Source organism: Ruegeria sp. YKSF070, assembly GCF_059612725.1.
In genome coordinates this window covers 1-24,538 of the sequence record NZ_JBXWRD010000061.1, presented here as the reverse complement: position 1 = coordinate 24,538, position 24,538 = coordinate 1, and the positions used below count along the sequence as shown (strand labels likewise).

Genomic DNA, 24,538 nt, shown 5'->3' with positions numbered 1-24,538 from the left:
CAACCCAAATACGAAACACAGCGCTAAGAGCGCGATATACAGACTTTCAATCCGTCGAAACGAACCAAACCGCCCACATATCTCTTCAGTCATCCATCAATGTCAAAGAGCGCGAGACAAATAACCAACACGTAGCGCCAAATCCTTATGGCGCAAACCGCGTCGACCTCATCTCATTTTTTGTTCCGAAGTCAGTGGCCGAGGCCGCTCGCTCCGCCCAACCCTGCCTCAGCAGCGCCGGTGAAGGGCTATCTACGTTCTCCTCCCGGGACCCGCAACCCCAATTTCACAAAAATCTCACAAAACAGGCAAAAATCTTCATTTTTCATTTATTATCAATTATTTATATATTGGATTTGCAAGCTTGAAAGGAAGGTTGAACACGATCGCGAAGCCGCGAAGCCGCGGAAAACCGATCAAATTTTCAGGGCACCCCCTACATATAGTAGCCCTTTATGCGAGCGCCACCATTCACCTGCTGATCGACAGTGAATCGAGTCACCGCTTCCATTGGCCAAGCCGCGTGACTGGCGAAGGAATCGCACCTAACGTCGACACGGACACCAGCATTCCGCCCCACGAGGGAACACAGCAGACGGGATCGACCGACATGACAGACACGCCCCTGCTGACCTTTGCCAATCGGCTCGCCGTGGCCCTTGATGGGTCCCAGGCTCTGGACGCTCTTTGTGCTCTTGCGCGTGCGAGCGTTCCCGCCCGCCTGTTTACGGTCACGCTGATCGACCTCGATGCGGGGCAGGCGTTGCGTGTCTATTCCAACATGCCGGACAGCTACCCGGTTTCGGGTCGCAAGTCCGTGACGCGGGATAGCTGGTTCCGGCAGGTGATCGAGGAACAGCGCAGCTTTGTCGCCAACACTGCCACCGAGATTGCCGCTGTCTTCCCCGATCAGCCGTTGATTGCCCGCCTTGGATGCGACGCGGTGGTCAATCTGCCCATCGTGTTGGGTGGGCAGACGGTTGCAACGGTGAACCTGCTCGACCGGGCACGCAGCTATCCCGCCAAGGTACTGGATCGGATCGAAGGCACACTGCGCCTGCCGGCCATGGCGGCGCTTGCCGTCTATACCGTGTTGGAAGGTTCCGCCCCCGATTGGTAAGAGCGGGGGGTCGAACCGGTCCAGCGCCGAAAGGCCCGATGAAAATTCGCCGCCGAGGAAAACCCCACATCCTGCGATATCTCTTCGATGCTCTTGCGGCCCTCGCGCAGGTCTCGGATGGCAATGTCGCGACGCAGCGCGTCCTTGATCGCCTGAAAGCTGGTTCCGTCCTCTTCCATCCGCCGGGTCAGGGTACGCCTGCTCATCCCCAACGCCTGCGCCGTGTCGGACAGGGAACAGCCGACCCAGTCGGAACGAAACAGAAAGGCGCGCACCCGCAACGACTGGCTGTGCTCGTGATAGCTGGTAAAGATCCAGTCGCGCGGCGCCCGCGCCAGGAAGGCATCCATCTCGGCGCTGCTGCGTGTCTGTGGCGGCGACAGTTGCGCCAGATCAAAGGACAGGCCCGAGGCCGAAGCGTCGAAATGCACCGGTGCGGGAAAGATCACCGAATAATCCTGGGCAAAGGTGGGACGATCAAAGGCGAAATGCACCGCCCGCACCGGCACCTCATGCCCGGCCAGCCACGATAGCAGCCCGTGCGCCAGTTTCAGGATCAGCATGTGACCAAAGCGCTGCACTTGGTCATCGCCCTGCGGCAGCAACATCAGGTCGATCCGCTCACCCTCAGTGCGCAATTCGAACTGGAAATCATCCAGAAGCAGGTTCCAGAAGGTCGAAAACCGGTGCAGTGCCGAGGGCAGCGAGCCGCTTTCCCGCACCGTGGCCAGCAGATGCTGCAAGGTGCGATGGCGGATCGGGCGACTCCATAATCCGGTCATCTCATCGCCGGTCTCAACCGCAGCGATTTTATAAAGCCGCACGATCTGATCCAGCGTCACCCGCGCGCCGGGCTGGTTATGGATCGCCCCCAGCCCAGACCGCTCAAGAAACCCGGCCATCTCGGCCTCGGCCGAGCAGCGGCGCAGCGCCGACAGCCAATCCTCGATAAACGGTTGCGACACGGTTGCCAGGCTGGCGGTATCCGGTCTGCGCATGGTCCGGGCCCCTCATTGGTTTGGCGCGATTGGAAAGGAATTTGTCTCACAATGACGTTGATCGCAAGTTTCGGCTCCTCTAGCTGGCACATTGAAACAGGAATGGAGATTTGGGAATGACCTATCAGGCGCCGGTCCGTGACATCATGTTCGCCATCGAACACCTTTCGCAATGGCCGCAAGTCGAGGCGCTGCAAACCTATTCCGAGATCGAGCTGGACGATGCCCGCGCCGCTCTGGAAGAATTCGGCCGTTTCTGCGGCGAGATGATCGCCCCCCTGTCCACCATCGGCGATACCGAAGGCGCCCGGCTGGAAAATGGTCGCGTCGTCCTGCCCAAGGGCTACAAGACCGCCTATGACCAGTTCGTCGAAATGGGGTGGCAAAGCCTCAGCCACCCGACCGAACATGGCGGCATGGGCCTGCCCAAGGTGGTGGGCGCCGCCGCGACCGAGATCGTCAACAGCGCCGACATGAGCTTTGGCCTCTGCCCGTTGTTGACCAACGGCGCCATCGACGCGCTGTCGATCACCGGGTCCGAGGCACAAAAGGCATTCTATCTCGACAAGCTGATCACTGGGCGCTGGTCGGGCACCATGAACCTGACCGAGCCGCAGGCGGGCAGCGACCTGAGCCGCGTGCGCTGCAAGGCGGTGCCGCAAGATGATGGCACCTATGCAATCAGCGGCACCAAGATCTTCATCACCTTTGGCGAACATGACCTGTCGGAAAACATCGTGCATCTGGTACTGGCCCGCACCCCTGACGCGCCCGAAGGGGTGCGTGGGCTGAGCCTGTTCGTGGTGCCCAAACTGCTCGAAGGTGAGGGCGGCGAGACCGCACTGCGCAACACGCTGGGCTGCGTCAGCCTGGAGCACAAGCTGGGTGTGCGCGCCAGCCCGACGGCCGTGATGGAATACAACAACGCCACCGGCTATCTGGTGGGCGAGGAGAACAGCGGCCTGCGCTACATGTTTATCATGATGACCTCGGCCCGCTATGCGGTGGGCGTGCAGGGTGTGGCGATTGCCGAACGCGCCTATCAGCATGCGCTGTCCTATGCCCGTGACCGGGTACAAAGCCGACCCGTAGACGGGTCGGCCCAGGACGCGGTGCCGATCATCCAGCACCCCGATGTCCGTCGCATGCTGCTCAGGATGCGCGCGCTGACCGAAGGCGGGCGGGCGCTTGCCATCGCCACGGGCGGTTGGCTCGACTTGGCCGAACATGGACCCGAAGAGGCGCGTGCCGAGGCGCAGTCCATGGCCGAATTCCTTGTGCCGCTGGTCAAGGGGTTCTGCACCGAGCGCGCGGTCGAGGTCGCCTCGCTGGGTGTCCAGATCCACGGCGGCATGGGTTTCATCGAGGAAACCGGCGTGGCGCAATTCTATCGCGATGCCCGCATCCTGCCGATCTACGAGGGTACCACCGCCATTCAGGCCAATGACCTGCTGGGTCGCAAGGTGCTGCGCGATGGCGGCCGTACCGCGCGCCGCTTTGCCGAGATGATCGCCGCAACCGAGGGTGAGCTGTCGAACGGTGGCGCGGCAGCACAACGGATCGCCCAGCGCCTAGCCGAGGCTCGCGTAGCCTTTACCACCAGCCTCGACCATCTGTTGGCAACCGCCGGGCAGGACCCCAACCGCGCCTATGCCGGCAGCGTGCCCTTCCTGATGCTGACCGGCAATCTGGCCACAGGCTGGCAGCTTGGCCTGTCGGCGCTGGCCGCCGAGGCCGAACTGGCCAAGGGCGGCGATGCCGAATTCCTACAGGCCAAGATCGCCACCGCCGATATCTTTGCCCAGCAGGTGCTGGTCGAATGCACGGCCGAGCACAGCCGTATCACCGATACCGGCGACAGCCTGCTGACCGCAACACTCTGATCCTGAACCCGATACCGGCCCGCAAATCGGGCCAGCCCCCATTCGAAAGGACATGCCCGTGACCCAGGATGTAACCTCTGGCTATACCAACCTCGATCTCGACCTGCGCGACAATGGCGTCTGCATCGTGACGCTGAACCGCCCGACCAAGCGCAACGCACTGGATGTCGCCACCATCGAGGAGCTGGTCACCTTCTTCAGCACGGCCCATCGCAAGGGCGTGCGCGCCGTGGTGCTGACCGGTGCAGGCGAACATTTCTGCGCGGGTCTCGACTTGGTCGAACACTGGAAGGCCGACCGCAGCGCGGACGATTTCATGCATGTCTGCCTGCGCTGGCACGAGGCGTTCAACAAGATGGAATATGGTGGCGTGCCGATCATCGCCGCGCTTCAGGGGGCGGTTGTCGGCGGCGGTCTTGAACTGGCCAGCGCCGCCCATATCCGGGTGATGGACCAGAGCACCTATTTCGCCCTGCCAGAGGGCCAGCGCGGTATCTTCACCGGAGGCGGCGCCACGATCCGCGTGTCGGACATGATCGGCAAATACCGGATGATCGACATGATCCTGACCGGCCGTGTCTATCAGGGACAAGAGGCCGCCGATCTGGGCCTGGCACAATACATTACCGAAGGGTCGAGCTTCGACATGGCGATGGAACTGGCCGACAAGATCGCCAGCAACCTGCCGCTGACCAACTTCGCCATCTGTTCGGCCATCAGCCATATGCAGAACATGTCGGGTCTGGACGCTGCCTATGCCGAAGCCTTTGTCGGCGGCATCGTCAACACCCAGCCCGCCGCCCGCGAACGGCTGGAGGCATTCGCCAACAAGACCGCTGCCCGCGTTCGCCCCAACAGCTGAAACCAGCCGCCCTTGCACACAGGCGTGCTTGCAAGGGCGGCGCAAGGCGCCTACATCTGCGCCCCATGGCCAAGAAGAACTCAGACCCCAATTACAAGGTGATCGCCGAAAACCGGCGGGCACGGTTCGATTACGCGATCGAGTCCGATCTGGAATGTGGCATCATTCTGGAGGGGTCCGAGGTCAAGGCGCTGCGCGCCGGTGGCAGCAATATCGCCGACAGCTATGCCGCTGTGGAAAACGGCGAACTGTGGCTGGTGAACGCCTATATCCCGCCCTACGAGCAGGCCAAAATGTTCAAGCACGAGGAACGGCGACGGCGCAAGCTGCTGGTCTCGCGCAAGGAACTGGCCAATCTGTGGAACGCCACCCAGCGCAAGGGCATGACGCTGGTGCCGCTGGTGCTCTATTTCAATCACAAGGGCATCGCCAAGATGAAGCTTGGCATCGCCAAGGGCAAGAAGATCCACGACAAGCGCGAGACCGAGGCCAAGCGCGATTGGAACCGCCAGAAACAGCGCCTGCTCAAAGACAACGCCTAGGCGCCACGCAGGCAAAAGCTGAGACACTTCTTTCTGGTCGCAAATACTCCCGCCGGAGGCATCCCCGGCTAGAATGCAGAATAATCAGTCCGGGTTGACCACCCGGATCAGCTTGCGCTCCAGCACCCGCAGTACCGATTTCAGGTCCTGCCCCCGTTTCAGCACCTGCCCGTCCATTCCGACCACCGCGTACATGCCCTGACGGTTGCGCAGGCGCGGACGTTTTTCGATCCGGTAAAGGGGATGTTCGGCAGTACGTCGAAAGACAGAGAATACGGCCATGTCGCTCAGCATCGAAATGCCGTAGTCGCGCCATTCTCCCGCAGCAACCATGCGCCCGTATAGACCAAGGATGACGGCCATTTCGCGTCTGTCAAAGGCAACCTGCGCCGGGGCCTGACCGGCAGAGAACGGGCTGGGAGGCAACATGTTCATACTCCCAGCTTGCCGGAAATCGCGGGCAAATCAAGCCTGTCGCGATACAGTTCCGTGTGATTGGGGTGGCCCGGCCACATCGCGGCGATGTGTGTCCGGCACCCAGTCAGCCGCCTCGCGGTTCCAGAACCGGTTCGGATTATCCTCGTCCAAGCCCCGGATATGACAGGTTCGCAGAGCCGGCAACACCAGAACCACAGGCTCCTCATAGGGGTGGACATGATAGATCGCTTTCAGCACTGCGTCGAGCCGCGCGGCATCCTCCGACAGAAAGAACGAAAGCTCAAGACAGGGCACGCTCACCGCATCGTCGGTGGCCGCATTGACGCCGCCGGGCAGAGAGCGGAACTGCTGTTGCCCCGGCGCGGCAAACGTGACCCGGTCATAATCGCCCCAGACCAGCGGGTCTTCGGCGATCACCGCCGCGATCACCCCAGGGCAATCCGGCTCGGGCACCTGCACCAGCACCCGCCAGCCTGTCTGGGTCGTGAAACGGTCGGATGTCAGTGCGGGCAGCATGTCCCACCCTCCCATCTGATGCCGAGGATCTGGCGCAACGCTGCTGCACCGGCGGGGGTCACATCCAACCCGCGCTCACCCCGGAGACGCCGAAGCCAATTCGCCGCCAGCGCATGAGACAGCATCTCGCGCCCCACCGGCCCCGCCACATGTGACAGCCGCTCGGTCCAGTCCAGACAGGGCCGTGCCAGCGGCGCCCGCCCGGTCAGGGTCACGCCCAGCTTGACCCAACGCTCGGACGCGACGACCCGGTATTGCGCCCCGTCAAGCACAAGATCGCCCTGATCCAGCAACGCCTTGGCGATGGCCACCCCCAGCCGTCCCGCCAAGTGGTCATAACAGCTGCGTGCCTCGAGCATCTTGAGCCGCGCTCCCTTGCGCTGCTGCGCGCGATAAAGGTGATCGCTGGGCGCCAGCGCCGAAAGGGTTTCCAGCGCCTCGGCCACGTCGGGCCCGGCGATGCGGTGATACAGGCAGCGCCCGCTGCGGGTGGCCTGGATCAGCCCCGCCTGCTCCAGCCGGCGCAGATGCGCGGTGGCGGTCTGCGCGGTGACTCCGGCGGCGCTGGCCAGTTCCTTGTTGGTATAGGCACGGCCGTCCATCAGTTCGCACAACATGCGCGCGCGACTGGAATCGGCAAGGGCGGCGCCCAGAATATCGAGACGGGGTGTAAGGGTCATGCGAACAGACTAGCCGCAAGCACAGCAGGCCCCGATAGCGAAAACGCTTCGCCAGCGGGCTGAGGGAATTCGCCAGATTTAACCGCCCGGTAACCCGCCTGCCCGATGCTTGACCTGCCACAGCGAGACCCAAGAAAGGGCGGCCCACGTGACCCGACCGACCCAGACCAACGCGATGCGCCGCACCGGCGGGCGATGGCGGCTGATCGCCCTGCTGCTGGTCTGTCTGCCTGTGCTGGCGGGTTTGCCGCCCTTGCGCGCCGACGAACCGGTGGTGCGGGACGAGGCGGTGCTGGCGCGTCAGGCCACCATGCGTCAGGCCAAGGCCGCATTGGGGGTGCTGATGGACATGATCGCCCAGCGCCGCCGTTTTGATCGGCCTACGGCCCGCGCGGCGCAGGCGGATCTGGTCTACGTGCTCGATACGCTGCCCGAACGCTTCTCGGAACCTCATATGGACAGGCATAGCCGCGCGCGCAGCCTGATCTGGCAGGACTGGGGCCAGTTTTCCGCCTTGGCCCAGGCCGCCGCCCGCGCCGCGCGCGATTTGCGCCCCAACACTCTACCGGCGCTGCGCCGGAGCCTGCCGGATCTGATGGCCACCTGTCTGGCCTGCCACCGGCACTATCGCCGTGAACGCTAACGGTCTTGCTGCGCGGAAAAAGACGGTTCACCCCCCGCCGGGCACAGGATAGAAGGCAGCCAGAGCAGTTGCCGGAGTCCGAACATGAGCGCCCCCAAACCCGTCGTCCTGTGCATTCTCGATGGCTGGGGCCTGTCCGACGACAAGACCGCAAACGCGCCCTACCTGGCAAAGACCCCGACATTCGACACGATCATGACCAGGGGGCCGCATGCCCGGCTGATCACCCATGGGCCGGATGTGGGCCTGCCCAGCGGCCAGATGGGCAATTCCGAAGTGGGACACACCAATATCGGCGCGGGCCGGGTGGTCGCCATGGACCTTGGACAGATCGACCTGGCAATCGAGGATGGCTCGTTTTTTGACAATACCTCGCTGCGGGACTTCATCGCCAGGACCAAGGCCGCGGGCGGCACCGCGCATCTGATGGGGCTGGTTTCGGATGGCGGTGTACACGGACATCTGAACCATATCGTGGCCGCCGCGCAGGCGATTACCGAGGCCGGGGTACCGGTTGCGCTGCACGCCATCACGGACGGGCGCGACGTGGCCCCGAAATCTGCCTACGGCTATATGGCCGAACTGGAAGACCGCCTGCCCCAGGGCGCCCGCATCGTCACTGTTACCGGGCGCTATTTCGCGATGGACCGCGACAATCGCTGGGAGCGCGTGCAAGAAGCTTATGATGCCATCATCAAAGGCAAGGGGCGCCGCGTCACCTCTGCCCATTCGGCCATCGACCACGCCTATAACCAGTCGGAAACCGACGAATTTATCACCGCATCGATTCTAACCGGCTATGAGGGGGTACGGGATGGCGACAGCCTGTTCTGCCTCAATTTTCGCGCTGATCGGGCTCGCGAAATCCTGCGTGCCATCGGCGAGCCGGGCTTTGCCGATTTCGACACCGGCCCCCGCCCCGCCCTGTCGGCGCTGCTGGGGATGGTCGAGTATTCGGACGGCCACAATGCCTATATGACCACCGTGTTTCCCAAGCGCGACATCGTCAACACGCTGGGCGCCTGGGTGGCGCAACACGGCTTGCGCCAGTTCCGTCTGGCAGAAACCGAGAAATATCCGCATGTCACCTTCTTCCTCAACGGTGGAAAGGAAGAGGCCGAGCCGGGCGAGGACCGTTTCATGCCGAAATCGCCCAAGGTGGCGACCTATGACCTGCAACCCGAGATGAGCGCCCCCGAGGTGACCGAAAAATTCGTCGAGGCGATCGGCGCGGGCTATGACCTGATCGTCACCAATTACGCAAACCCCGACATGGTCGGCCATACCGGCGACCTGAAGGCCGCGATCAAGGCCTGCGAGGCGGTGGACCAGGGTCTGGCCCGGGTCATCGCCGCGCTGGAACAGGCCGGCGGCGCCATGATCGTCACCGCCGATCACGGCAATTGCGAGATGATGATCGACCCCGAAACCGGTGGACCCCATACGGCGCACACACTGAACCCGGTGCCGGTGGCACTGGTCGGCGGCCCGGAGGGCGCGACCCTGCGCGATGGGCGGCTGAGCGATCTGGCGCCCACAATCCTGGCACTGATGGGCCTGCCGAAACCGCCCGAGATGACCGGAGAGAGCCTGATCACATGATCCGCCGAACCGCGCTTTTGCTGTCTCTAATGATCTGGTCCACCATGGCCCAAGCCGAAGGTGACCCAGCCGAGGCGGCGCAGGAGGCGGCGCGGATGCTCGAAGAGGCCTCGGTCGCGCTGGCCGAGGCGGAGAGCGCGCGCGACCGCGTACGCGCCCTGACCGGCACCGTGCAGGCATACGAGGCGGGGCTGGCCGCGATGCGCGACGGGTTGCGCCGAGCGTCGGTCCGCGAGGGGCAACTGGCCGCGGAACTGAATGCGCGCGAGGGCGAGGTGGCGCAGCTTCTCGGGGTACTCCAGACCATCGAAACCGCGCCGCCACCAGTGCTGATGCTGCACCCGTCGGGTCCTTTGGGTGCCGCGCGATCGGCGATGACCCTGGCCGAGATGACACCGGAATTGCAGGCCCGCGCGAACGCGCTGGCTCGTGATCTGACCGAGGTGCGGACCCTGCGCACACTGCAACAGAACGCCGCGCGCACCCTGCAAGAAGGGTTGACCGGCATTCAGCAGGCGCGGGCAGAGCTGAGCCAGGCCATCGCCGACCGCACCGATCTGCCGCGCCGGTTCACAGAGGATCCGGTTCGCACCGCCATCCTTGTCTCGTCCACCGAAACGCTCGAAGGATTCGCCAGCGGGCTGTCCGAGATCGCCGAAGGCGAGATCGCCGCCTCTTCGGCTGATATCTCGGCCCTGAAGGGCCAGCTTCCCTTGCCGGTGCAGGGGGTTTTGCTGCGCCGCGCCGGGCAGGCAGATGCAGCCGGTATCACGCGAGAGGGAATCATCGTGGCGGCCCGGCCCCGCGCTCTGGTCGCTGCGCCCACCGCCGCGACGATCCGCTATCGTGGCCCGCTTCTTGATCTCGGCAATGTCGTGATCCTTGAACCGCAGCCCGATCTGCTGATCGTGCTGTCCGGCCTGCAAGAGGTCTATGGCGCGGCCGGTGAGGTGGTTCCGGCGGGTACGCCTGTGGGCCTTATGGGCGGTGCAACTCAGGAAATCGGCGCGATTCTGTCAACAAGCGGTGATGGCTCTGGTACAGAGCGATCAGAAACGCTCTATATAGAGGTCAGAGAGGGCGACAGCCCGGTGGACCCGGAAACGTGGTTCCAAACCGACAAGGATGGATAGACGAGCATGAAAAAAGTCGTTTTGGCCGGACTGGCAGGGACTCTGGCGGGGATCATCGCCACAACCCAGGTCGCCGGACCGCTAGTCGCACAAGAGGCAAAGGCAAATTCCAACGTGTACGAACAGCTCGACCTGTTCGGTGATATTTTCGAACGTATCCGCGCGCAATATGTCGAAGAGGTCGATGCAGGCGAATTGATCGAGGCAGCCATTGACGGCATGCTCACCTCGCTCGACCCACATTCCAGCTATCTCTCGCCCGATGACGCGGCGCAGATGCGGGTGCAGACCCGAGGCGAATTCGGGGGCCTGGGCATCGAGGTCACTCAGGAAGAGGGCTTCGTCAAGGTCGTGTCGCCCATCGACGGCACCCCCGCCGATGAGGCCGGGATCGAGGCGGGCGATTTCATCACCCATGTGGATGGCGAAAGCGTTCTGGGTCTGACCCTGGACAAGGCGGTCGACCTGATGCGCGGCCCCGTGGGCAGCGAGATCGTGATCACCGTGGTGCGTGAGGGCGAGGACGAACCCTTCGACGTCTCGATCATCCGCGATACCATCAAGCTCACCGCCGTGCGCGCCCGGACCGAGGGCACCAGCGTGGTTCTACGCGTGACCACCTTCAACGACCAGACCTATCCCAACCTCGAAGAAGGGCTCGCCAAACAGGTCGAAGCCGCAGGTGGCATCGACAAGGTGAACGGCTTCGTGCTTGACCTGCGCAACAACCCCGGCGGTTTGCTGACACAGGCGATCAAGGTATCGGATGCCTTCCTCGACAGCGGCGAAATCGTGTCAACGCGCGGTCGCAACCCCGAAGACGGCGAACGGTTCAACGCCACACTTGGCGATTTGGCCCAGGGCAAGCCGGTTGTCGTCCTGATCAATGGCGGTTCGGCTTCGGCCTCGGAAATCGTGGCCGGCGCCTTGCAGGACCATCGCCGCGCCATCGTGGTAGGGACCAAGAGCTTTGGCAAGGGATCGGTGCAGACAGTGATGCCGCTGCGTGGTGACGGCGCCATGCGCCTGACCACCGCACGCTACTACACGCCGTCGGGACGGTCGATCCAGGCGCTGGGTGTCAGCCCCGACATCGTGGTCGAACAACCGCGCCGCCAACCCGAAGCCGAGGAAGAGCGGGTCACTCCGCGCTCGCGCTCGGAGGCCGATCTGCGCGGACGCCTGAACAATGACAGCCTGAGCGAGGATGAGATCCGCCAGATCGAGGAAGACCGCGCCAAGGCCGAGGCCACCGCCGAACTGCGGCAAGAGGACTATCAACTGGCCTATGCCATCGACATCCTCAAAGGTCTCTCGGCGTTCGCCCCGGCAGACTGATCCGAGCAGACCGGACCTCACGGCCGCATCACCTCACGGTGGTGCGGCCGTTTTCGGTTAGGCTCCTACCGAATGCGCAAGCTGTGTCCTGGGATCAACTTGTCTCCAGACAATGCCTGCGAAAGGCGCGCTTGAGCATGTCAAGCTCAGCACGCAGCAACTCCACCTCGGCACGCAGATCATCGGGAACGGATTCGCCCGCGATCAGGGTAAAATCGCCCAGCTTCGTCTCGGTTTCACCATCGGCAATCAGAAAGGTTTGCACCCCGTCGGCGACGGCATAGTCCGGCACCGGGATGGTCAGGGTCCAGAAGCTGCTGTCGGTGCCCTCCACCAGCTCCACATCCGGGACTGGCAGATCAAGATGGGTGACCAGGATGTTGGGGCGCTTGCCGGTTGTGGGGGCGCCGGTCAGCCGCCCCTCCCACACACCGTTGCGCAGGCGGATCTTGGTCAGGGTCAGGTCGCTCATTCTGTCACCTCTCACAGGGCCGCGCGCCGATGGCGGCAGAATGTCAGGTCGCGCAGAATGACCTGATTCATCTCGGGCGCTTCAAAGATCAGGTCCAGCCAGATCTTCTCGATCCGTTTCTCGTTCAGCCGCGAATAGGCCAGATCGAATTCCACCATCACATCCTGTTCGTGTAACGGCAATTCACGCACGATCTGTTCGGTATTGGGGCCGTGGCGGATGTTGAGACGGGCAAAGATCTCCAACGGTTTCTCGCTTTCGATGATGGTATCGACCCGCAGCAGATGCGCCCGCGTCATCCCCTCTGTTGCCGTATCAGGCAGGTCGATCACGAGCGAAAGGAACGAACCGTCGAACTTGAAAACATCCATGCGCAACCCGTAGGGCGCCAGGTCAGCCTCACGCAGGTTACGCAGCTGGCGCAGGGTCAGCTCGGAGAATTCGCAATCGTGAAACAGCGTCACCTCGCCCCCCAGGGTCGACCGCGTCGGTACCGAGGACAGACCCGGCGATGCCAGCGGCCCTCGCCACAGCTCAGGTCGCCAGGACCAGTCGGTCCCATGCGGCTTGGGAAAGAAGGACGAGCCGATCAGCGGCAGCGCCAGCCGCCCGTCGGCCACGTTGATCAGCCGGTCCAGATGGGTGCGCAGGTCGCGCGCCCGGTTACGCTGGCGACGCAGCTCGGACAATGGGGTGGACAGCGCATTGCGGGCAGCCCGGCGCCAGCGCCGCATCTCCCGCAGATGAAACAATCTGTCCAGAACCCTGCCCATTCCCGTCCGCCGCTATTGGTTTCGCGCTGTTTTCTCTGTTTAGCGAAAGGATGTTAACTAAATAAACCCAATAACTCGATCCCTTGGGAAAAATTCTTGTTATGGAAACAATCCGCCGCCCAACCGCGGCCCCCCCCCTCGCGGGGGCTACCTTGTAATCGGGCCAGTCAGCGCTTACCGTCCAAAGGGCGGCTAGGGTCGCACAGTCGGCATCAACGCCGTTCAGGGTCAGCCGCGGCAAGAGGTGGGTGATGGAGCCTAGTCTGTTTTCCTTCATCTGGAAACATTCAAAACGCCAGCAGATTGCGTTGCTGGCGCTGACGGTGATCTCGTTTCCCTTTCTTTACGCCTCGCTCGAACTGCCCAAGCGGATCATCAACGATGCCATCGGCGCACAGGTTGACCGGATCGACCTGTGGGGCGTCGAGCTGAGCCAGATCGAATACCTTTTCGCGCTCTGCCTTGCCTTTCTCGCGATGGTGGTCCTCAGCGGGTTGATGAAGATGAAGATCAACACCATGAAAGGGGTGTTGAGCGAGCGGATGCTGCGCCGTCTGCGCTATCAGCTGATCGCGCGGATGATGCGCTTTCCACGCACCTACTATACGACCACCAGTCAGGGAGAGCTGGTGTCGATGATCACCTCCGAGGCAGAGCCGATGGGTGGGTTGATGGGGGATGCGGTGGCGCAACCGGTGTTTCAGGCCGGACAGATGCTGACCATCGTGACCTTTTTGTTCATGCAGAATGTCTGGTTCGGGCTGGCCTCGGTCGCGCTGATCCCGCTTCAGGCCTGGCTGATCCCGCGCCTGCAGCGGCAAATCAACCTGCTGAACAAGGCGCGTATCCAGCAGGTGCGCCGCCTGAGTTCCGAAATCGGTGAAAGCGCGGCCGGTATCGCCGATCTGCGCACCAATGGTGGCTGGCGCTATCGGCTGGCACAGATCACCGACCGGCTGGGGCGGCTCTACGATATCCGGTTCCGGATCTATCAGAAGAAATTCTTCATGAAGTTCCTGAACAACCTGATCTCGCAGATGACACCGTTCCTGTTCTATTCGGTGGGCGGTTATCTGGCGATCAAGGGGCAGATCACCGTGGGTGCGCTGGTCGCGGCACTGGCGGCCTACAAGGATCTGTCCAGCCCATGGAAAGAGTTGCTGACCTATTACAACCAGGTTCAGGACATGTCGCTGCGCTGGCAGGTGGTGACCGAACGCTTTGCTCCCCAGGGCATGATTCCAGCGGCACTCTTCGACGGCGAACCCGACGAGGTTCCGCGTCTGACCGGCGCCATCGAATTGCGCGACGTGACCGTGCATGATCAGGACGGCAACACCATCCTCGAAGATATCGACCTGACGATCCCGCCCGGTGCGCGGGTGGCGATCCGGTCGGACCGGCCCGCCGAGCGGGCGGCTCTTGCACAGCTCCTGACGCGCGAGATCTTGCCCAGCAGGGGCGAAGTGGTGATCTCGGGCCATCCACTCAGCACGCTGCACCAGACGGTGATCGCAGCCCGGATCGGCTATGCCCATTCGCGCCCATATCTGTTCGACGGCACGCTGGGTGACAACCTGCTGATGCCGCTGCGCACCCGGCCGCAGACCGACCCCTTGGCGCCCACCCGGCCGGACCGCCGGCTGGTCGAGGCGGTCCAGGCCGGCAACAGTGGCGATACGCTGGATGTCGACTGGATCGACCCGAGCCTCGCCGGGCTCACCGACGGCGACCAGATCCGCGATTGGTGGTTCCAGTTGGTCGAGGCAATGGGCCTGGACGAATACATGTTCCGCCGCACCCTGCGCAGCCGGATCGACCCACGCCTGCATGAGAGCCTCACCGCCGAGATCGTCGCCCAGCGCGACATCGTTGCGCGCCGCCTGTCCGAACGGGGGCTGGCCGCGATGGTACACCGGTTCGACCCGGACCGTTTCAACCCCGCGGTCCCGCTGGGGGGCAACCTGCTTTTTGCCGCCCCGGCCCGCGAGATATCGCAAGAGCAACTGATCGGTGACGGACGTTTCATCCAGATGCTTCGGGACGAAGGTCTGGCCGACGAGGCAATGGAAATGGCGCTGGGTGTGGTGGCAACCCTGCGCCAGACCTTTGGGCGCGACGGGACCCAGCACCCGCTGTTCCGGCGCATGGGTATGGAGGACGCGGTCTATCTGCGCCTGCTCGACATTGCCGACCGCCACGCCTCCGGCGGCGTCGAGGCGTTGTCCGACGAGGAACGCGCTCAGCTGATGACCGTGCCATTTCTGTTGACCGCCGAGCAGATCGGCCCCGCCTTCCCCGAGGAGTACAAGGACAAGATCCTTGCCATCCGCCGCGACCGTGCCAGCCGTCTGCGCACGCTTGTGGGCAGCGATTTCGTCGCCGTGGATCCACAGGTCTATATCCCCCGGCTGACGGTTCTGGAAAACGCGCTTTTCGGGCGGGTCTCGATTGTTGCGGGCGCCCAGGCCGAAGCAATCGAGGACACGGTCGCCGAAGTGCTGGCCGAGGCGGGACTGCGCCGCCGTATTGCCGCGCTGATCTATGACATGCCCGCCGGTCTGGGCGGCGCCAACCTGCCAACGGTGTTTCAGGAGCGCGCCGCGTTTTCCCGCGCCAGCATCAAGCGTCCCGATATCCTGATACTGGACAATGCGCTGGCCAGCCACGACTCCGAAAGCCGCCTACGGACAAGGCAGCGGCTGCGCGAGTTGTTGCCCCGTGCCATCATGATCTTCATGGAAGACAGTTTCGCCAATCCCGAAGCCTACGACCTCTTTGTCGAGATCAAGCACGGCCGTATCGACGGCGTGACCAGGGCCCAGCCCGACCTTGCCGCCGGAGCCACCGCCGATCTGGACCGCAAGCTGAAGATCATCGCCGCGACACCGCTCTTTGCGCGATTGGATGCCCGCAACCAGCGGTTACTGGCCTTTTCGGCGCAATGGTATCGGGCGCAGGCTGGACAGGTCATCTTTTCCAGCGGACAGACCGCCGACGCCGCATATCTTTGTCTGTCGGGTCGAGCCGCGCTGCGCTGGCCCGAGGATGCACCGGGCGAGCGGCCCATTACACTAATCGAACCGGGCCGACTGATCGGCGATCTGTCTATCATCACGCGCCAGCCGCGCCCGATGGACCTGATCGCCGAGACCGAAAGCCGGTTCCTGCGTATCGGTGCCGAGGAGTTTCGCGCCGTCATCGAACACGATGCCGGTGTCTCGCTGCATCTGTTGCAAACCGTGGCAGGACATCTGGTCGAAGCCGGCGACATCCTGCGCGCGGCACGGATCAATATCACCGACTTCACTGGCCAATCACTTCGCCCGGCACCGCTCCCGAACGGCGGAAAGGAGCCCGATGCCTGATCGCCGCACCTATGCCCCGCATGAACAACTGGTCGCGCCAGGGCGGGCCCGGCCCGAGCTGTGGCGACTGATCGCCGGGCTGATCGCCATCGGGGTCATCGTGATGGGCGCCAATATGGTGCTCTACGGGTTGGTCAACATGCTCGCCAGCCCGGAATGGTCCACCGGCTTCACCAGTGGCACCACGGCCGATGGGTTGTTGGTGCTGCTGGCCAGTTTCGGCTTTGTCATCCTGGGCGTTGGCATCGCCGCAAGGCTGTTTCAACACCGCGCACCGTTGGGTATCATCGGCCCGCCTCGTCTGGCGTTGCAACAATTCTGGCGAGTGTTTCGCCTGCTGCTGGTGCTGGGGGCGCTGCTCTTGATCCTGCCCCCCTATGACATGGGCGCGCCGCTGAAAGAAAACCTGCCGCCGGGGCGTTGGCTGTTATTGCTGCCGCTGTCGATCCTGGCGCTGCTGATCCAGACCGGAGCAGAGGAGGTCCTGTTTCGTGGCTATGTGCAACAGGCGCTGGCGGCACGCTTTCGTTCGGCGCTGGTCTGGATGGTGCTGCCCTCGGTCCTGTTCGCCCTCGGCCATTACCTGCCGCAAGAGGCGGGAGGCAACGCGCTGCCCATTGCGCTGTGGTCCGGGGTGTTTGGCATCCTGATGGCCGATATCACCGCTCGCGCCGGCACGCTGGGCCCGGCCATCGCGCTGCATCTGTTCAACAACATGATCGCGCTGCTGATCGTCTCGCTGCCCGACAACCTGTCGGGCCTGTCGCTGTATCTGCTGCCCTATTCGATGGCCGATACCGAACATCTGCGCGCCTGGCTGGCTGTCGATTTCGCCACCATGTTCGTCACCTGGCTGCTGGCTCGGCTCGCCTTGCGACGCTGATTGCATTTCCGCGCACATCACCTTATTTGACGCGGGTGCAGCATCACGGGGAGTCCACATGAACTGGATCACGAATTACGTCCGGCCGCGGATCAACTCGATCTTCTCCCGGCGCGAAGTGCCCGAAAACCTCTGGCAGAAATGCGACGAGTGCGGGACGATGCTGTTCCACCGGGAGTTGGCGGATAACCTGAATGTCTGCACCCAATGCGGCCACCACATGCAGATCACGCCGCGCGCGAGGTTCCAGGCGCTGTTTGACGGCGGCATCTTTACAGAGGTCGAGGTACCCGAGCCGGTCGCCGACCCGCTGCATTTCCGCGACCAGAAGAAATATCCCGAACGGATGAAGGCGGCCCAGAAGGGCACCGGCGAGAAAGAGGCGATGCTGGTCGCCACCGGCGAGATCGGTCGCACACCGATCGTGGCCGCGGCGCAGGATTTCTCGTTCATGGGCGGTTCCATGGGCATGTATGTGGGCAACGCGATCATCGCGGCGGCGCAAAAGGCGGTTGACCTGAAGCGCCCTCTGATCCTGTTCTCGGCAGCTGGCGGCGCCCGCATGCAAGAGGGCATTCTGAGCCTGATGCAGATGCCGCGCACCACCGTGGCGGTGCAGATGCTGAAAGAGGCGGGCCTGCCCTATATCGTTGTACTCACCCATCCGACCACGGGCGGGGTGACCGCGTCCTATGCCATGCTGGGTGATGTGCATATCGCCGAGCCCAACGCGCTGATCTGTTTTGCCGGACCGCGCGTGATCGAACAGACCATCCGCGAAACACTGCCCGAAGGATTTCAGCGCGCCGAGTACCTGCTGGATCACGGCATGCTGGACCGGGTGATCAAGCGCACCGACCTGCGCGAAGAGCTGATCACCGTCACCCGCATGTTGCTGAACCTGCCGCCCGCGGTGCGCGGCGACCTGCCTGCGCCCGAGACGGCCACGCCCGTCAAGGCCGAAGAACAGCCTGCCCAGACCGCGAAACCGTCCAAATCATGACCAATCCCGGTTCCGACCTCATCCTCCAGCGGATGATGGCGCTGCACCCCAAGATCATTGATCTGACGCTGGATCGGGTCTGGCGCCTCTTGGCCGCGCTGGACAACCCGCAGGACCGTCTGCCGCCGGTGATCCATATCGCTGGAACCAATGGCAAGGGCTCGACCCAAGCGATGATCCGCGCCGGGATCGAGGGCGCCGGGCTGAGCGCGCATGCCTATACCTCGCCGCATCTGGCACGGTTTCACGAACGCATCCGGGTGGCCGGAGAGCTGATTTCGGAACCCGACCTGGTAGCGGTTCTGGACGAATGTTATGCCGCCAACGGCGGCGAGACGATCACCTATTTCGAGATCACCACCTGCGCCGCGCTGCTGGCTTTTGCCCGCACGCCTGCCGATTACACGCTGCTCGAGGTCGGTCTTGGCGGCCGTCTCGACGCGACCAATGTGATCGCGCGCCCGGCACTGTCGATCATCACCCCGATCTCGATGGATCACGAACAGTTCCTTGGCGACACGCTGGCCAAGATCGCCGGCGAAAAGGCCGGGATCATCAAGCGCGGCGTGCCGGTTGTGGTTGGCCCCCAGCCCGACGAGGTGTTGGAGGTGATCGAAGCCACCGCCGCCCGACTCGGCGCCTCAGTGCTGGCCCATGGCCAGCACTGGCATGTGCGGCAGGAACGCGACCGCCTGATCTTCGAGGACGAGACCGGCCTGTGTGATCTGCCGCTGCCCAACCTGCTGGGTGCACACCAGATCGAGAATGCCGGTGCGGCGCTGGCCGCGCTGCGCCACTTGAACCTGGACGAGGCGGCCTGCGAGGCGGCGGTGACCAAAGCCATTTGGCCCGCCCGGATGCAGCGACTGAAGACCGGCCCACTGGTTCAATCCGCGCCCCAGGCCGAGCTCTGGCTTGACGGCGGTCACAACCCCGCCGCCGGCATCGCGCTGGCTGACCTGCTGGCCAGCCGGCCCGGCCGCCCCACACATCTGATCTGCGGCATGCTGAACACCAAGGACGTAACCGGCTATCTGCGCCCGCTCAGCGCCCAGGCGGGTAGCCTCACCGCCGTGTCGATCCCCGGCGAAGCGAACACCCTGACCGCCGATCAGACCGCCGAAGCCGCCCGGTCGGTAGGCCTCGCCGCGAGCACCGCGCCGGATGTCGCCACCGCGCTTGCCCGCATCGTCGAAATCGAGCCCGAGGCCCGCGTTCTGATCTGCGGCTCGCTTTACCTGGCCGGGAACATCCTGCGCGAGAACGGCTGAGAGCCAAGACGCGGCGGGAGATGCGCTCTTGCCCGTCGTCAGCACCCTTGCTGTTCAAGAGAGGGGGCTTGGTTCCAGCCTAGTCGAGAACGTAGTTTACCGGTTCAAGTTTCGGGGGCACATCGCGACCCAGTGCGTTACAGACCGAGATCTCCATCACCCGGCACATGGCGCTAAGCGGCACCGAATTCGCCTGCTTGCGGAACGGATGTTCCAGTTCATGCGTGACCTCGGCAAATCCGAAGAAAACATAAGCCACCACCGCCGCCACCAAGGGTTCGAACCAACCGGCATCGTCGAGCAGGGCAAAGGGCAGAAGCAAGCAGTAGAGATAGGTCGTGCGCCAGACCAGCAGCGAATAGACAAAGGGCAGCGGTGTGGTCAGCAGCCGCTCGTTCCCTGCTTGGGCGATGGGAAAAGCAGCCAGCCGTTCGGCCAGAGCGCGCTGACCGAAGCCATTGATGCGCCCGTCTTCCGCCATCTCGTTCAGGCGGGTTGCGATGTCCTGTAGCGCGGCATTAGGCGGATTTGCATTCCGCATCAGCACCTCGGCCGCCTCTGCGCCAACCCAGTGCTGCAAGGTTTCAGTCACCTCATCACCGCGCAGCTGGGCGCGATGCAGATGATGAAAGGCCAGTATACGGGTCAGGATGAATTCTTCATCCGCCCCTTTGCCCGCAAATATCCGCAGCTCCTGCGCAAGGCTCCGTACATCCGAGACCATCCGTCCCCAGATTCGCCGCGCCTCCCACCAACGTTCATAAGCGGCGTTGTTCCGAAAACCGAGAAAGAGCGACAACGACAGACCAAAGACCCCCATCGCAGCAATCGAGATCTGCGGCATCGCGACAACATACCGATGCAGCATAAGGACCAGAAGCGCCCAGAGCGCGGAGCCAATGATGTTGGGCAGAATGCGCGGCACCACTGACCCGCTCACGATCAGGAAAATCTCTCGTCGACGGGGTGTTTCACGGACGATCATCGCCTGGCTGCCCCCAATCCTTGTCCTGCATTTCGCGCAGGCGCGAGGCGGTGCGCTCGAACTCGAACGTTCCTTCGCCCTCGACATAGAGCATTTCCGGCTCGGCGGCGGCAGAGCAAATCAACCGTACCCGCGCCTCGTAGAGCGCGTCGATCAGGGTGACAAAGCGTTTGGCCTCGTTGAAGTTGTTACGGCTCAGACGCGGGATGTCCTCGAGCACCAGAACCTTGACCGCCCCGGCAATGGCCAGATAGTCGCCCGGCCCAAGCATCCGCCCGCACAGGTCATAGAAACTGGCCCGCCCGATACCGTTGCGAAAGGCCGGCAGTTCCACGTCGCGACCAGTGACCTTGAGGATCAGCGGCGTGCTTGCGCCCCCGGTCAGGTCGCGCCAGATCGCCTCGATCTCGCCACGCGCCGCAGGTCCGATAGGCGTGAAATAGACGCGGCTCCCTTCCAGCCGGTTCTGCCGGTAATCGGTGGGCGAGATCATCTCCCACACCCGCATCCGCTCCTTGATCAGCTCGATGAAGGGCAGGAACAGCTGCCGGTTCAGCCCGTCCTTGTAGAGGTCGTCGGGGATCCGGTTCGAGGTGGTCACCACCACCACGCCCGCCGCGAACAGCGCCTCGAACAGGCGTCCCACGATCATCGCGTCGGTGATATCGGTGATCTGCATCTCGTCGAACGCCAGCACCTTGACCGAGCGGATTACCGCATCGGCGACAGGGGCCAGCGCATCGGCCACGCCCTTGGCGCGCGCCTCGTGCATGCCCGCATGGATCTCCTGCATGAAGGCGTGGAAATGCACCCGGCGCACCGGCACCGTATTGCCCAGCGCCTCGACAAACAGATCCATCAGCATCGACTTGCCGCGCCCGACCCCGCCCCACAGGTAGAGGCCTCGCGGCGGCGGCGGCGCCTTGCGGAAAAGCCCGCGCTTTACTGGGGCGCTCAGCGCTTCGAAAATCCGGTCGAACTCTGCCAACGCCGCTTCTTGCGCGGTATCGGCATGCAGGGCGCCCTCGGCCACACGGGTGGCGTAAAGATCGGAAACAGCGGTCATTTTGCAGCCATACCCAACCAGCCCCGCCTTGAAAAGCGGCCCGCCCGGCGCGGGTCATCAATTTCCGTGAATGATGCGACAAAAACTCCTGAATTGACGCCGCCGCGATTGGGCTTAGGGTCCGCCGGACAATACCACGGAGACTGCCATGGACCGTTCGGCCCGCCTGATCAATCCGATCCTGATCGTCAGCTGCGTCATCATCACCGTCAGCTTTGCGGTCCGGGCCTCGTTCGGCGTGTTCCAGATCCCGATCGCTGAGGAGTTCGGCTGGCTGCGCTCGGATTTTTCACTGGCCATCGCCATTCAGAACCTCGCCTGGGGCATCGGCCAGCCGATCTTTGGCGCCATCTCGGAAAAGATCGGCGACCGCAAGGCGATCTTCCTCGGTGCGCTCCTTTATGCTGGCGGCATGGTGCTCAGCGCCTGGTCGACCACACCGCTTGAGCATCAGATCTATGCCTGGGCGGTGGGTTTCGGCATCGCGGGCACCGGCTTTGGCGTGATCCTTGCCGTGGTCGCGCGGGCGTCAAGCGACGAGAACCGCTCGATGAGCCTCGCCCTCATCACCGCCGCAGGCAGCGTCGGACAGGTGATCGGCGCGCCCACGGCGGAATGGCTGCTGACCTTCCTGCCCTGGCAACAGGTGTTCATCGTCTTTGCGGTGGCTATTCTGGCGCTGGTGCTGACGCTGCCGATGCTGCGCGCGCCCGAACCCGCCAGTAAGGCAGAGCTGCAAGAGAGCATGGGCCAGATCCTCTCGCGCGCCTTTCGCGACCCGTCTTATACGCTGATCTTTCTGGGCTTTTTCAGCTGCGGCTATCAGCTCTCGTTCATCACCGCGCATTTCCCCGCCTTCGTGACCGAGATGTGCGGCCCGATCCTGCCCGGCGGCGTACTGCACTCGATGGGGATCACCACCACCTCGGCGCTGGGTGCGGTGGCGATCTCGCTGGTGGGGCTGGCCAATATCGCGGGCACCCTGACGGCGGGCTGGGCGGGCAAGCATTTCCCCAAGAAATACCTGCTTGCCGGTATCTACACCGCCCGGACCGTGATCGGGGCCGTGTTCATCCTGCTGCCGATCACGCCACTGTCGGTGATCCTCTTTTCGGTGGCGATGGGCTCGCTCTGGCTGGCCACCGTGCCGCTGACCTCGGGCCTTGTCGCGCATCTCTACGGGCTGCGCTACATGGGCACGCTCTATGGCATCATCTTCCTCAGCCACCAGCTGGGCGGGTTCCTCGGCGTCTGGCTGGGCGGGCGGATGTACGACCTTTACGGTGATTACACCATGGTCTGGTGGATCGGGGTGGGCGTCGGCGCCTTCAGCGCCATCGTCCACCTACCGATCCGCGAGAACAGGGCGCCGCTGCCCGCCTGATGGCGAGTGGCAGGGTCAGCCCTGCCACTTGTCCAGGATATAGCGGCTGGTCATCAGGTCCAGATGCGCGCCGCCGCCATTCTTGAACACGGTTATGTCGTCGCGCGACGCTTTGAAAGCGTCAAGATCGTAGTAATCCGCCACCACATCGGCGCGGGTGATCACGCCATCGGCCAGCGGCATCATCAGCTCGCCTATGTGGTTCACGGTGGTGTCGAAACTGTCGACAAAGATGCGCGCACGGCGCATCGCCTCGTCGTCGGCCTCGCGCATGTCGGGCCGATAGGCGCCGATCAGGTTCAGGTGCTGACCGGGACGCAGCCACTCGCCGCGAATGACCGGTTCGCTCGACATGGTGGCAGTGACGATGATGTCGGCCCGGTTCACCGCCGCGGCCAGGTCATCGACCACCTCCAGCCCGTCATACCGCGCCGCTACCTCCTCGGCCTTGGACCGTGTGCGGTTCCACATCTTCAGGGCCGCTTTGGGGAACCCTGCCCCAAACGCCTCGCATAGCGACAGCCCCACGGTGCCAGCGCCCACCACCAGCAGCTCGCGCGCGTCAGGGTCGGCCAGCCGCAGCGCCGCCAGCAGGCTGTCGCCCGCCGTCTTCCACTTGGTCACCAGGTGGAAATCCACCAGAGCCGACAGCGCCCCGTCATGGTCGCTGTAAAGATTCACCGCCCCGTTGATCATCGGATCGCCACGCTCGGGGTTGCGGGGAAAGATATTGGCGGTCTTGACCGCGATGCCCAGCCCGTCGATCCAGGCCGACCGCGTCAGCATCGTATCAGGATCGCGATACAGAAACGTATCGCCGATCTTCGCCTTGGGCAGGGTATGGCCATCGGCCAACGCCCGCGTCAGCTCCAGCCAGTCCAGCTTGGCTTCGCCCTCGGCAAAGGGAATATGGGGTATGCTCATGCGGCCTCTCCTTCGTTCAACAGCCCCTCGGCCACCAGGCGTGCGGCCCAGCCCTGAGGCCCGGTGAAATGATGTACCTGCCAACCGCGCATTCGTGCGGCATCGATATTCTCGACCCGGTCATCGGCGAATAGCAAGGTCCCGGGCGCCAGCCCGCAATCATCCTCGACCGCAGCATAGATCGGCGCGTGCGGCTTCACCAACTGCATCCGACCCGAGACATAGGCCCGGTCGAACTCGGTCAGGAACGGATAGACAGTGCAGGCATAGTCGAAATTCTGTACCCCGAAATTGGTCAGCGCAAAGACCGGCACGCCCTTGTTTCTGAGTGCCCTGAGCAGGCGCACCGAATGCGGGATTTCAGGCGACGCCAGTTCGATCCAGTTGTCGTGCCAGTCCCTGATCTGATCGCGCCATTCGGGGTATTTCTCGGCCCAGGCATAGATCGTATCGGTGAAATGATGGCCCTGATCGACCAGATCGTTCATCCCGTGCAGATCAACCTCGGCAAACATCTGCCGCCGTCGTTCCTCGCCCAGAACACGGTCGTAATATCGCTCGGGCTTCCACTCGATCAGCACATTGCCGATGTCGAAAATCACCGCCTCGATTGTCATCTGAAATCTCACTTGCCCTGAATGCATGCGGACCGGA

At 63.4% G+C, this 24,538-nt stretch carries 23 protein-coding genes and 1 pseudogene; 14 read left to right on the top strand and 10 right to left on the bottom strand.

Features of this window, described 5'->3' with window-relative positions; translation table 11 throughout:
- Positions 1-368, top strand: a pseudogene (locus AC2FL1_RS20810) (hypothetical protein); the annotation flags it as partial.
- A gap of 242 nt (positions 369-610) precedes the next feature.
- Positions 611-1,120 (top strand): GAF domain-containing protein, encoded by a 510-nt coding sequence (locus tag AC2FL1_RS20805; protein WP_496829887.1) that lies wholly within the window; start codon positions 611-613, stop codon positions 1,118-1,120.
- Here the strand turns inward: AC2FL1_RS20805 and AC2FL1_RS20800 are convergent.
- Positions 1,084-2,118 carry an AraC family transcriptional regulator gene (locus tag AC2FL1_RS20800; protein WP_496829889.1) on the bottom strand — a complete coding sequence of 345 codons (1,035 nt, stop codon included), beginning with the start codon at positions 2,116-2,118 and terminating at the stop codon, positions 1,084-1,086. The genes AC2FL1_RS20805 and AC2FL1_RS20800 overlap by 37 nt on opposite strands.
- Before the next feature lie 116 nt (positions 2,119-2,234).
- Here AC2FL1_RS20800 and dmdC point away from each other — a divergent pair, with 116 nt between their 5' ends.
- The 3 genes from dmdC (at position 2,235) to smpB (ending at position 5,405) form a co-directional block, all read left to right on the top strand.
- Positions 2,235-4,001, top strand: a complete 1,767-nt coding sequence (gene dmdC, locus AC2FL1_RS20795) for a 3-methylmercaptopropionyl-CoA dehydrogenase (protein ID WP_496878179.1) — start codon at positions 2,235-2,237, stop codon at positions 3,999-4,001.
- Positions 4,002-4,059: 58 nt separating this feature from the next.
- Complete coding sequence (dmdD, locus tag AC2FL1_RS20790; protein WP_496829893.1) at positions 4,060-4,863, top strand: methylthioacryloyl-CoA hydratase; 804 nt, start codon at positions 4,060-4,062, stop codon at positions 4,861-4,863.
- 65 nt (positions 4,864-4,928) lie between these two features.
- Complete coding sequence (gene smpB / locus AC2FL1_RS20785) at positions 4,929-5,405, top strand: SsrA-binding protein SmpB (RefSeq protein WP_496829895.1); 477 nt, start codon at positions 4,929-4,931, stop codon at positions 5,403-5,405.
- Between the two features lie 84 nt (positions 5,406-5,489).
- On the opposite strand, the gene AC2FL1_RS20780 is transcribed toward smpB, so the two are convergent.
- Genes AC2FL1_RS20780 through AC2FL1_RS20770 form a run of 3 tightly spaced genes read right to left on the bottom strand, consistent with a single transcriptional unit; the run spans position 5,490 to position 7,039 of the window.
- Complete coding sequence (locus AC2FL1_RS20780) at positions 5,490-5,840, bottom strand: DUF2794 domain-containing protein (RefSeq protein ID WP_496829897.1); 351 nt, start codon at positions 5,838-5,840, stop codon at positions 5,490-5,492.
- Positions 5,841-5,870: 30 nt separating this feature from the next.
- Positions 5,871-6,359 (bottom strand): YqfO family protein, encoded by a 489-nt coding sequence (locus tag AC2FL1_RS20775; RefSeq protein WP_496878178.1) that lies wholly within the window; start codon positions 6,357-6,359, stop codon positions 5,871-5,873.
- Entirely contained in the window at positions 6,344-7,039 is a 696-nt protein-coding gene (locus AC2FL1_RS20770; protein ID WP_496878177.1) for an ArsR/SmtB family transcription factor, read from the bottom strand. The genes AC2FL1_RS20775 and AC2FL1_RS20770 overlap by 16 nt, the downstream gene beginning before the upstream one ends.
- A 148-nt stretch (positions 7,040-7,187) precedes the next feature.
- On the opposite strand from AC2FL1_RS20770, the gene AC2FL1_RS20765 reads away from it, so the two are divergent.
- The 4 genes from AC2FL1_RS20765 to AC2FL1_RS20750 all read left to right on the top strand — a co-directional run bounded on the left by AC2FL1_RS20765 (position 7,188) and on the right by AC2FL1_RS20750 (position 11,755).
- Positions 7,188-7,682: a c-type cytochrome gene (locus AC2FL1_RS20765; protein ID WP_496878176.1), complete on the top strand. Its 495-nt coding sequence runs from the start codon at positions 7,188-7,190 to the stop codon at positions 7,680-7,682.
- Positions 7,683-7,766: 84 nt separating this feature from the next.
- Positions 7,767-9,284 (top strand): 2,3-bisphosphoglycerate-independent phosphoglycerate mutase, encoded by a 1,518-nt coding sequence (gene gpmI, locus AC2FL1_RS20760; protein WP_496878175.1) that lies wholly within the window; start codon positions 7,767-7,769, stop codon positions 9,282-9,284.
- The gene (locus AC2FL1_RS20755; RefSeq protein ID WP_496829907.1) at positions 9,281-10,417 is read left to right on the top strand and encodes a murein hydrolase activator EnvC family protein; all 1,137 of its coding nucleotides are present in this window, start codon (positions 9,281-9,283) and stop codon (positions 10,415-10,417) included. Before gpmI ends, AC2FL1_RS20755 begins: the two co-directional genes overlap by 4 nt.
- 6 nt (positions 10,418-10,423) lie before the next feature.
- On the top strand, positions 10,424-11,755 hold the full coding sequence (locus AC2FL1_RS20750; protein WP_234139067.1) for a S41 family peptidase: 1,332 nt from the start codon (positions 10,424-10,426) through the stop codon (positions 11,753-11,755).
- Between the two features lie 94 nt (positions 11,756-11,849).
- Here the strand turns inward: AC2FL1_RS20750 and AC2FL1_RS20745 are convergent, their stop codons facing one another.
- A complete protein-coding gene (locus AC2FL1_RS20745; protein ID WP_496829909.1) occupies positions 11,850-12,227 on the bottom strand; it encodes a hypothetical protein in 378 nt (125 codons plus the stop codon).
- An 11-nt stretch (positions 12,228-12,238) separates the two neighbouring features.
- Complete coding sequence (locus AC2FL1_RS20740; protein ID WP_234139069.1) at positions 12,239-13,000, bottom strand: DUF6478 family protein; 762 nt, start codon at positions 12,998-13,000, stop codon at positions 12,239-12,241.
- 251 nt (positions 13,001-13,251) lie between these two features.
- Between AC2FL1_RS20740 and AC2FL1_RS20735 the strand changes: the two genes are divergently transcribed.
- From AC2FL1_RS20735 to AC2FL1_RS20720, 4 genes are read left to right on the top strand one after another with little or no spacing between them, the layout of a single operon-like run.
- Positions 13,252-16,368, top strand: a complete 3,117-nt coding sequence (locus AC2FL1_RS20735; protein ID WP_496878174.1) for an ABC transporter transmembrane domain-containing protein — start codon at positions 13,252-13,254, stop codon at positions 16,366-16,368.
- The gene (locus AC2FL1_RS20730) at positions 16,361-17,251 is read left to right on the top strand and encodes a CPBP family intramembrane glutamic endopeptidase (protein WP_496829913.1); all 891 of its coding nucleotides are present in this window, start codon (positions 16,361-16,363) and stop codon (positions 17,249-17,251) included. The genes AC2FL1_RS20735 and AC2FL1_RS20730 overlap by 8 nt, the downstream gene beginning before the upstream one ends.
- Before the next feature lie 58 nt (positions 17,252-17,309).
- Positions 17,310-18,254 carry an acetyl-CoA carboxylase, carboxyltransferase subunit beta gene (gene accD, locus AC2FL1_RS20725; protein ID WP_234145806.1) on the top strand — a complete coding sequence of 315 codons (945 nt, stop codon included), beginning with the start codon at positions 17,310-17,312 and terminating at the stop codon, positions 18,252-18,254.
- Entirely contained in the window at positions 18,251-19,525 is a 1,275-nt protein-coding gene (locus AC2FL1_RS20720) for a bifunctional folylpolyglutamate synthase/dihydrofolate synthase (RefSeq protein WP_496829916.1), read from the top strand. The genes accD and AC2FL1_RS20720 overlap by 4 nt, the downstream gene beginning before the upstream one ends.
- Positions 19,526-19,604: 79 nt before the next feature.
- Here the strand turns inward: AC2FL1_RS20720 and AC2FL1_RS20715 are convergent, their stop codons facing one another.
- On the bottom strand, positions 19,605-20,510 hold the full coding sequence (locus tag AC2FL1_RS20715) for a bestrophin family protein (protein ID WP_496829918.1): 906 nt from the start codon (positions 20,508-20,510) through the stop codon (positions 19,605-19,607).
- Positions 20,497-21,576, bottom strand: a complete 1,080-nt coding sequence (gene zapE, locus AC2FL1_RS20710) for a cell division protein ZapE (RefSeq protein WP_496878173.1) — start codon at positions 21,574-21,576, stop codon at positions 20,497-20,499. Before zapE ends, AC2FL1_RS20715 begins: the two co-directional genes overlap by 14 nt.
- A gap of 148 nt (positions 21,577-21,724) precedes the next feature.
- Here zapE and AC2FL1_RS20705 point away from each other — a divergent pair, with 148 nt between their 5' ends.
- On the top strand, positions 21,725-22,960 hold the full coding sequence (locus tag AC2FL1_RS20705) for an MFS transporter (protein ID WP_496878172.1): 1,236 nt from the start codon (positions 21,725-21,727) through the stop codon (positions 22,958-22,960).
- Positions 22,961-22,975: 15 nt separating this feature from the next.
- Here AC2FL1_RS20705 and AC2FL1_RS20700 read toward each other — a convergent pair whose 3' ends face one another.
- Together AC2FL1_RS20700 and AC2FL1_RS20695 are read right to left on the bottom strand one after the other, a co-directional pair.
- The gene (locus AC2FL1_RS20700) at positions 22,976-23,884 is read right to left on the bottom strand and encodes an ornithine cyclodeaminase family protein (protein ID WP_496829924.1); all 909 of its coding nucleotides are present in this window, start codon (positions 23,882-23,884) and stop codon (positions 22,976-22,978) included.
- Positions 23,881-24,501, bottom strand: coding sequence for an HAD family hydrolase (locus AC2FL1_RS20695; protein WP_496878171.1), 621 nt, complete (start codon positions 24,499-24,501; stop codon positions 23,881-23,883). The genes AC2FL1_RS20700 and AC2FL1_RS20695 overlap by 4 nt, the downstream gene beginning before the upstream one ends.
- Between the last annotated feature and the right edge of the window lie 37 nt (positions 24,502-24,538).

Coding starts and splice junctions, on each gene's coding strand:
- AC2FL1_RS20735 (WP_496878174.1), top strand. CDS start 13,252: ATGGAGCCTAGTCTGTTTTCCTTCATCTGGAAACATTCAAAACGCCAG.
- AC2FL1_RS20745 (WP_496829909.1), bottom strand. CDS start 12,227: ATGAGCGACCTGACCCTGACCAAGATCCGCCTGCGCAACGGTGTGTGG.
- AC2FL1_RS20805 (WP_496829887.1), top strand. CDS start 611: ATGACAGACACGCCCCTGCTGACCTTTGCCAATCGGCTCGCCGTGGCC.
- AC2FL1_RS20695 (WP_496878171.1), bottom strand. CDS start 24,501: ATGACAATCGAGGCGGTGATTTTCGACATCGGCAATGTGCTGATCGAG.
- AC2FL1_RS20755 (WP_496829907.1), top strand. CDS start 9,281: ATGATCCGCCGAACCGCGCTTTTGCTGTCTCTAATGATCTGGTCCACC.
- gpmI (WP_496878175.1), top strand. CDS start 7,767: ATGAGCGCCCCCAAACCCGTCGTCCTGTGCATTCTCGATGGCTGGGGC.
- accD (WP_234145806.1), top strand. CDS start 17,310: ATGAACTGGATCACGAATTACGTCCGGCCGCGGATCAACTCGATCTTC.
- zapE (WP_496878173.1), bottom strand. CDS start 21,576: ATGACCGCTGTTTCCGATCTTTACGCCACCCGTGTGGCCGAGGGCGCC.
- AC2FL1_RS20775 (WP_496878178.1), bottom strand. CDS start 6,359: ATGCTGCCCGCACTGACATCCGACCGTTTCACGACCCAGACAGGCTGG.
- AC2FL1_RS20715 (WP_496829918.1), bottom strand. CDS start 20,510: ATGATCGTCCGTGAAACACCCCGTCGACGAGAGATTTTCCTGATCGTG.
- AC2FL1_RS20780 (WP_496829897.1), bottom strand. CDS start 5,840: ATGAACATGTTGCCTCCCAGCCCGTTCTCTGCCGGTCAGGCCCCGGCG.
- smpB (WP_496829895.1), top strand. CDS start 4,929: ATGGCCAAGAAGAACTCAGACCCCAATTACAAGGTGATCGCCGAAAAC.
- AC2FL1_RS20800 (WP_496829889.1), bottom strand. CDS start 2,118: ATGCGCAGACCGGATACCGCCAGCCTGGCAACCGTGTCGCAACCGTTT.
- AC2FL1_RS20770 (WP_496878177.1), bottom strand. CDS start 7,039: ATGACCCTTACACCCCGTCTCGATATTCTGGGCGCCGCCCTTGCCGAT.
- AC2FL1_RS20700 (WP_496829924.1), bottom strand. CDS start 23,884: ATGAGCATACCCCATATTCCCTTTGCCGAGGGCGAAGCCAAGCTGGAC.
- AC2FL1_RS20705 (WP_496878172.1), top strand. CDS start 21,725: ATGGACCGTTCGGCCCGCCTGATCAATCCGATCCTGATCGTCAGCTGC.
- AC2FL1_RS20730 (WP_496829913.1), top strand. CDS start 16,361: ATGCCTGATCGCCGCACCTATGCCCCGCATGAACAACTGGTCGCGCCA.
- dmdC (WP_496878179.1), top strand. CDS start 2,235: ATGACCTATCAGGCGCCGGTCCGTGACATCATGTTCGCCATCGAACAC.
- AC2FL1_RS20740 (WP_234139069.1), bottom strand. CDS start 13,000: ATGGGCAGGGTTCTGGACAGATTGTTTCATCTGCGGGAGATGCGGCGC.
- AC2FL1_RS20720 (WP_496829916.1), top strand. CDS start 18,251: ATGACCAATCCCGGTTCCGACCTCATCCTCCAGCGGATGATGGCGCTG.
- AC2FL1_RS20750 (WP_234139067.1), top strand. CDS start 10,424: ATGAAAAAAGTCGTTTTGGCCGGACTGGCAGGGACTCTGGCGGGGATC.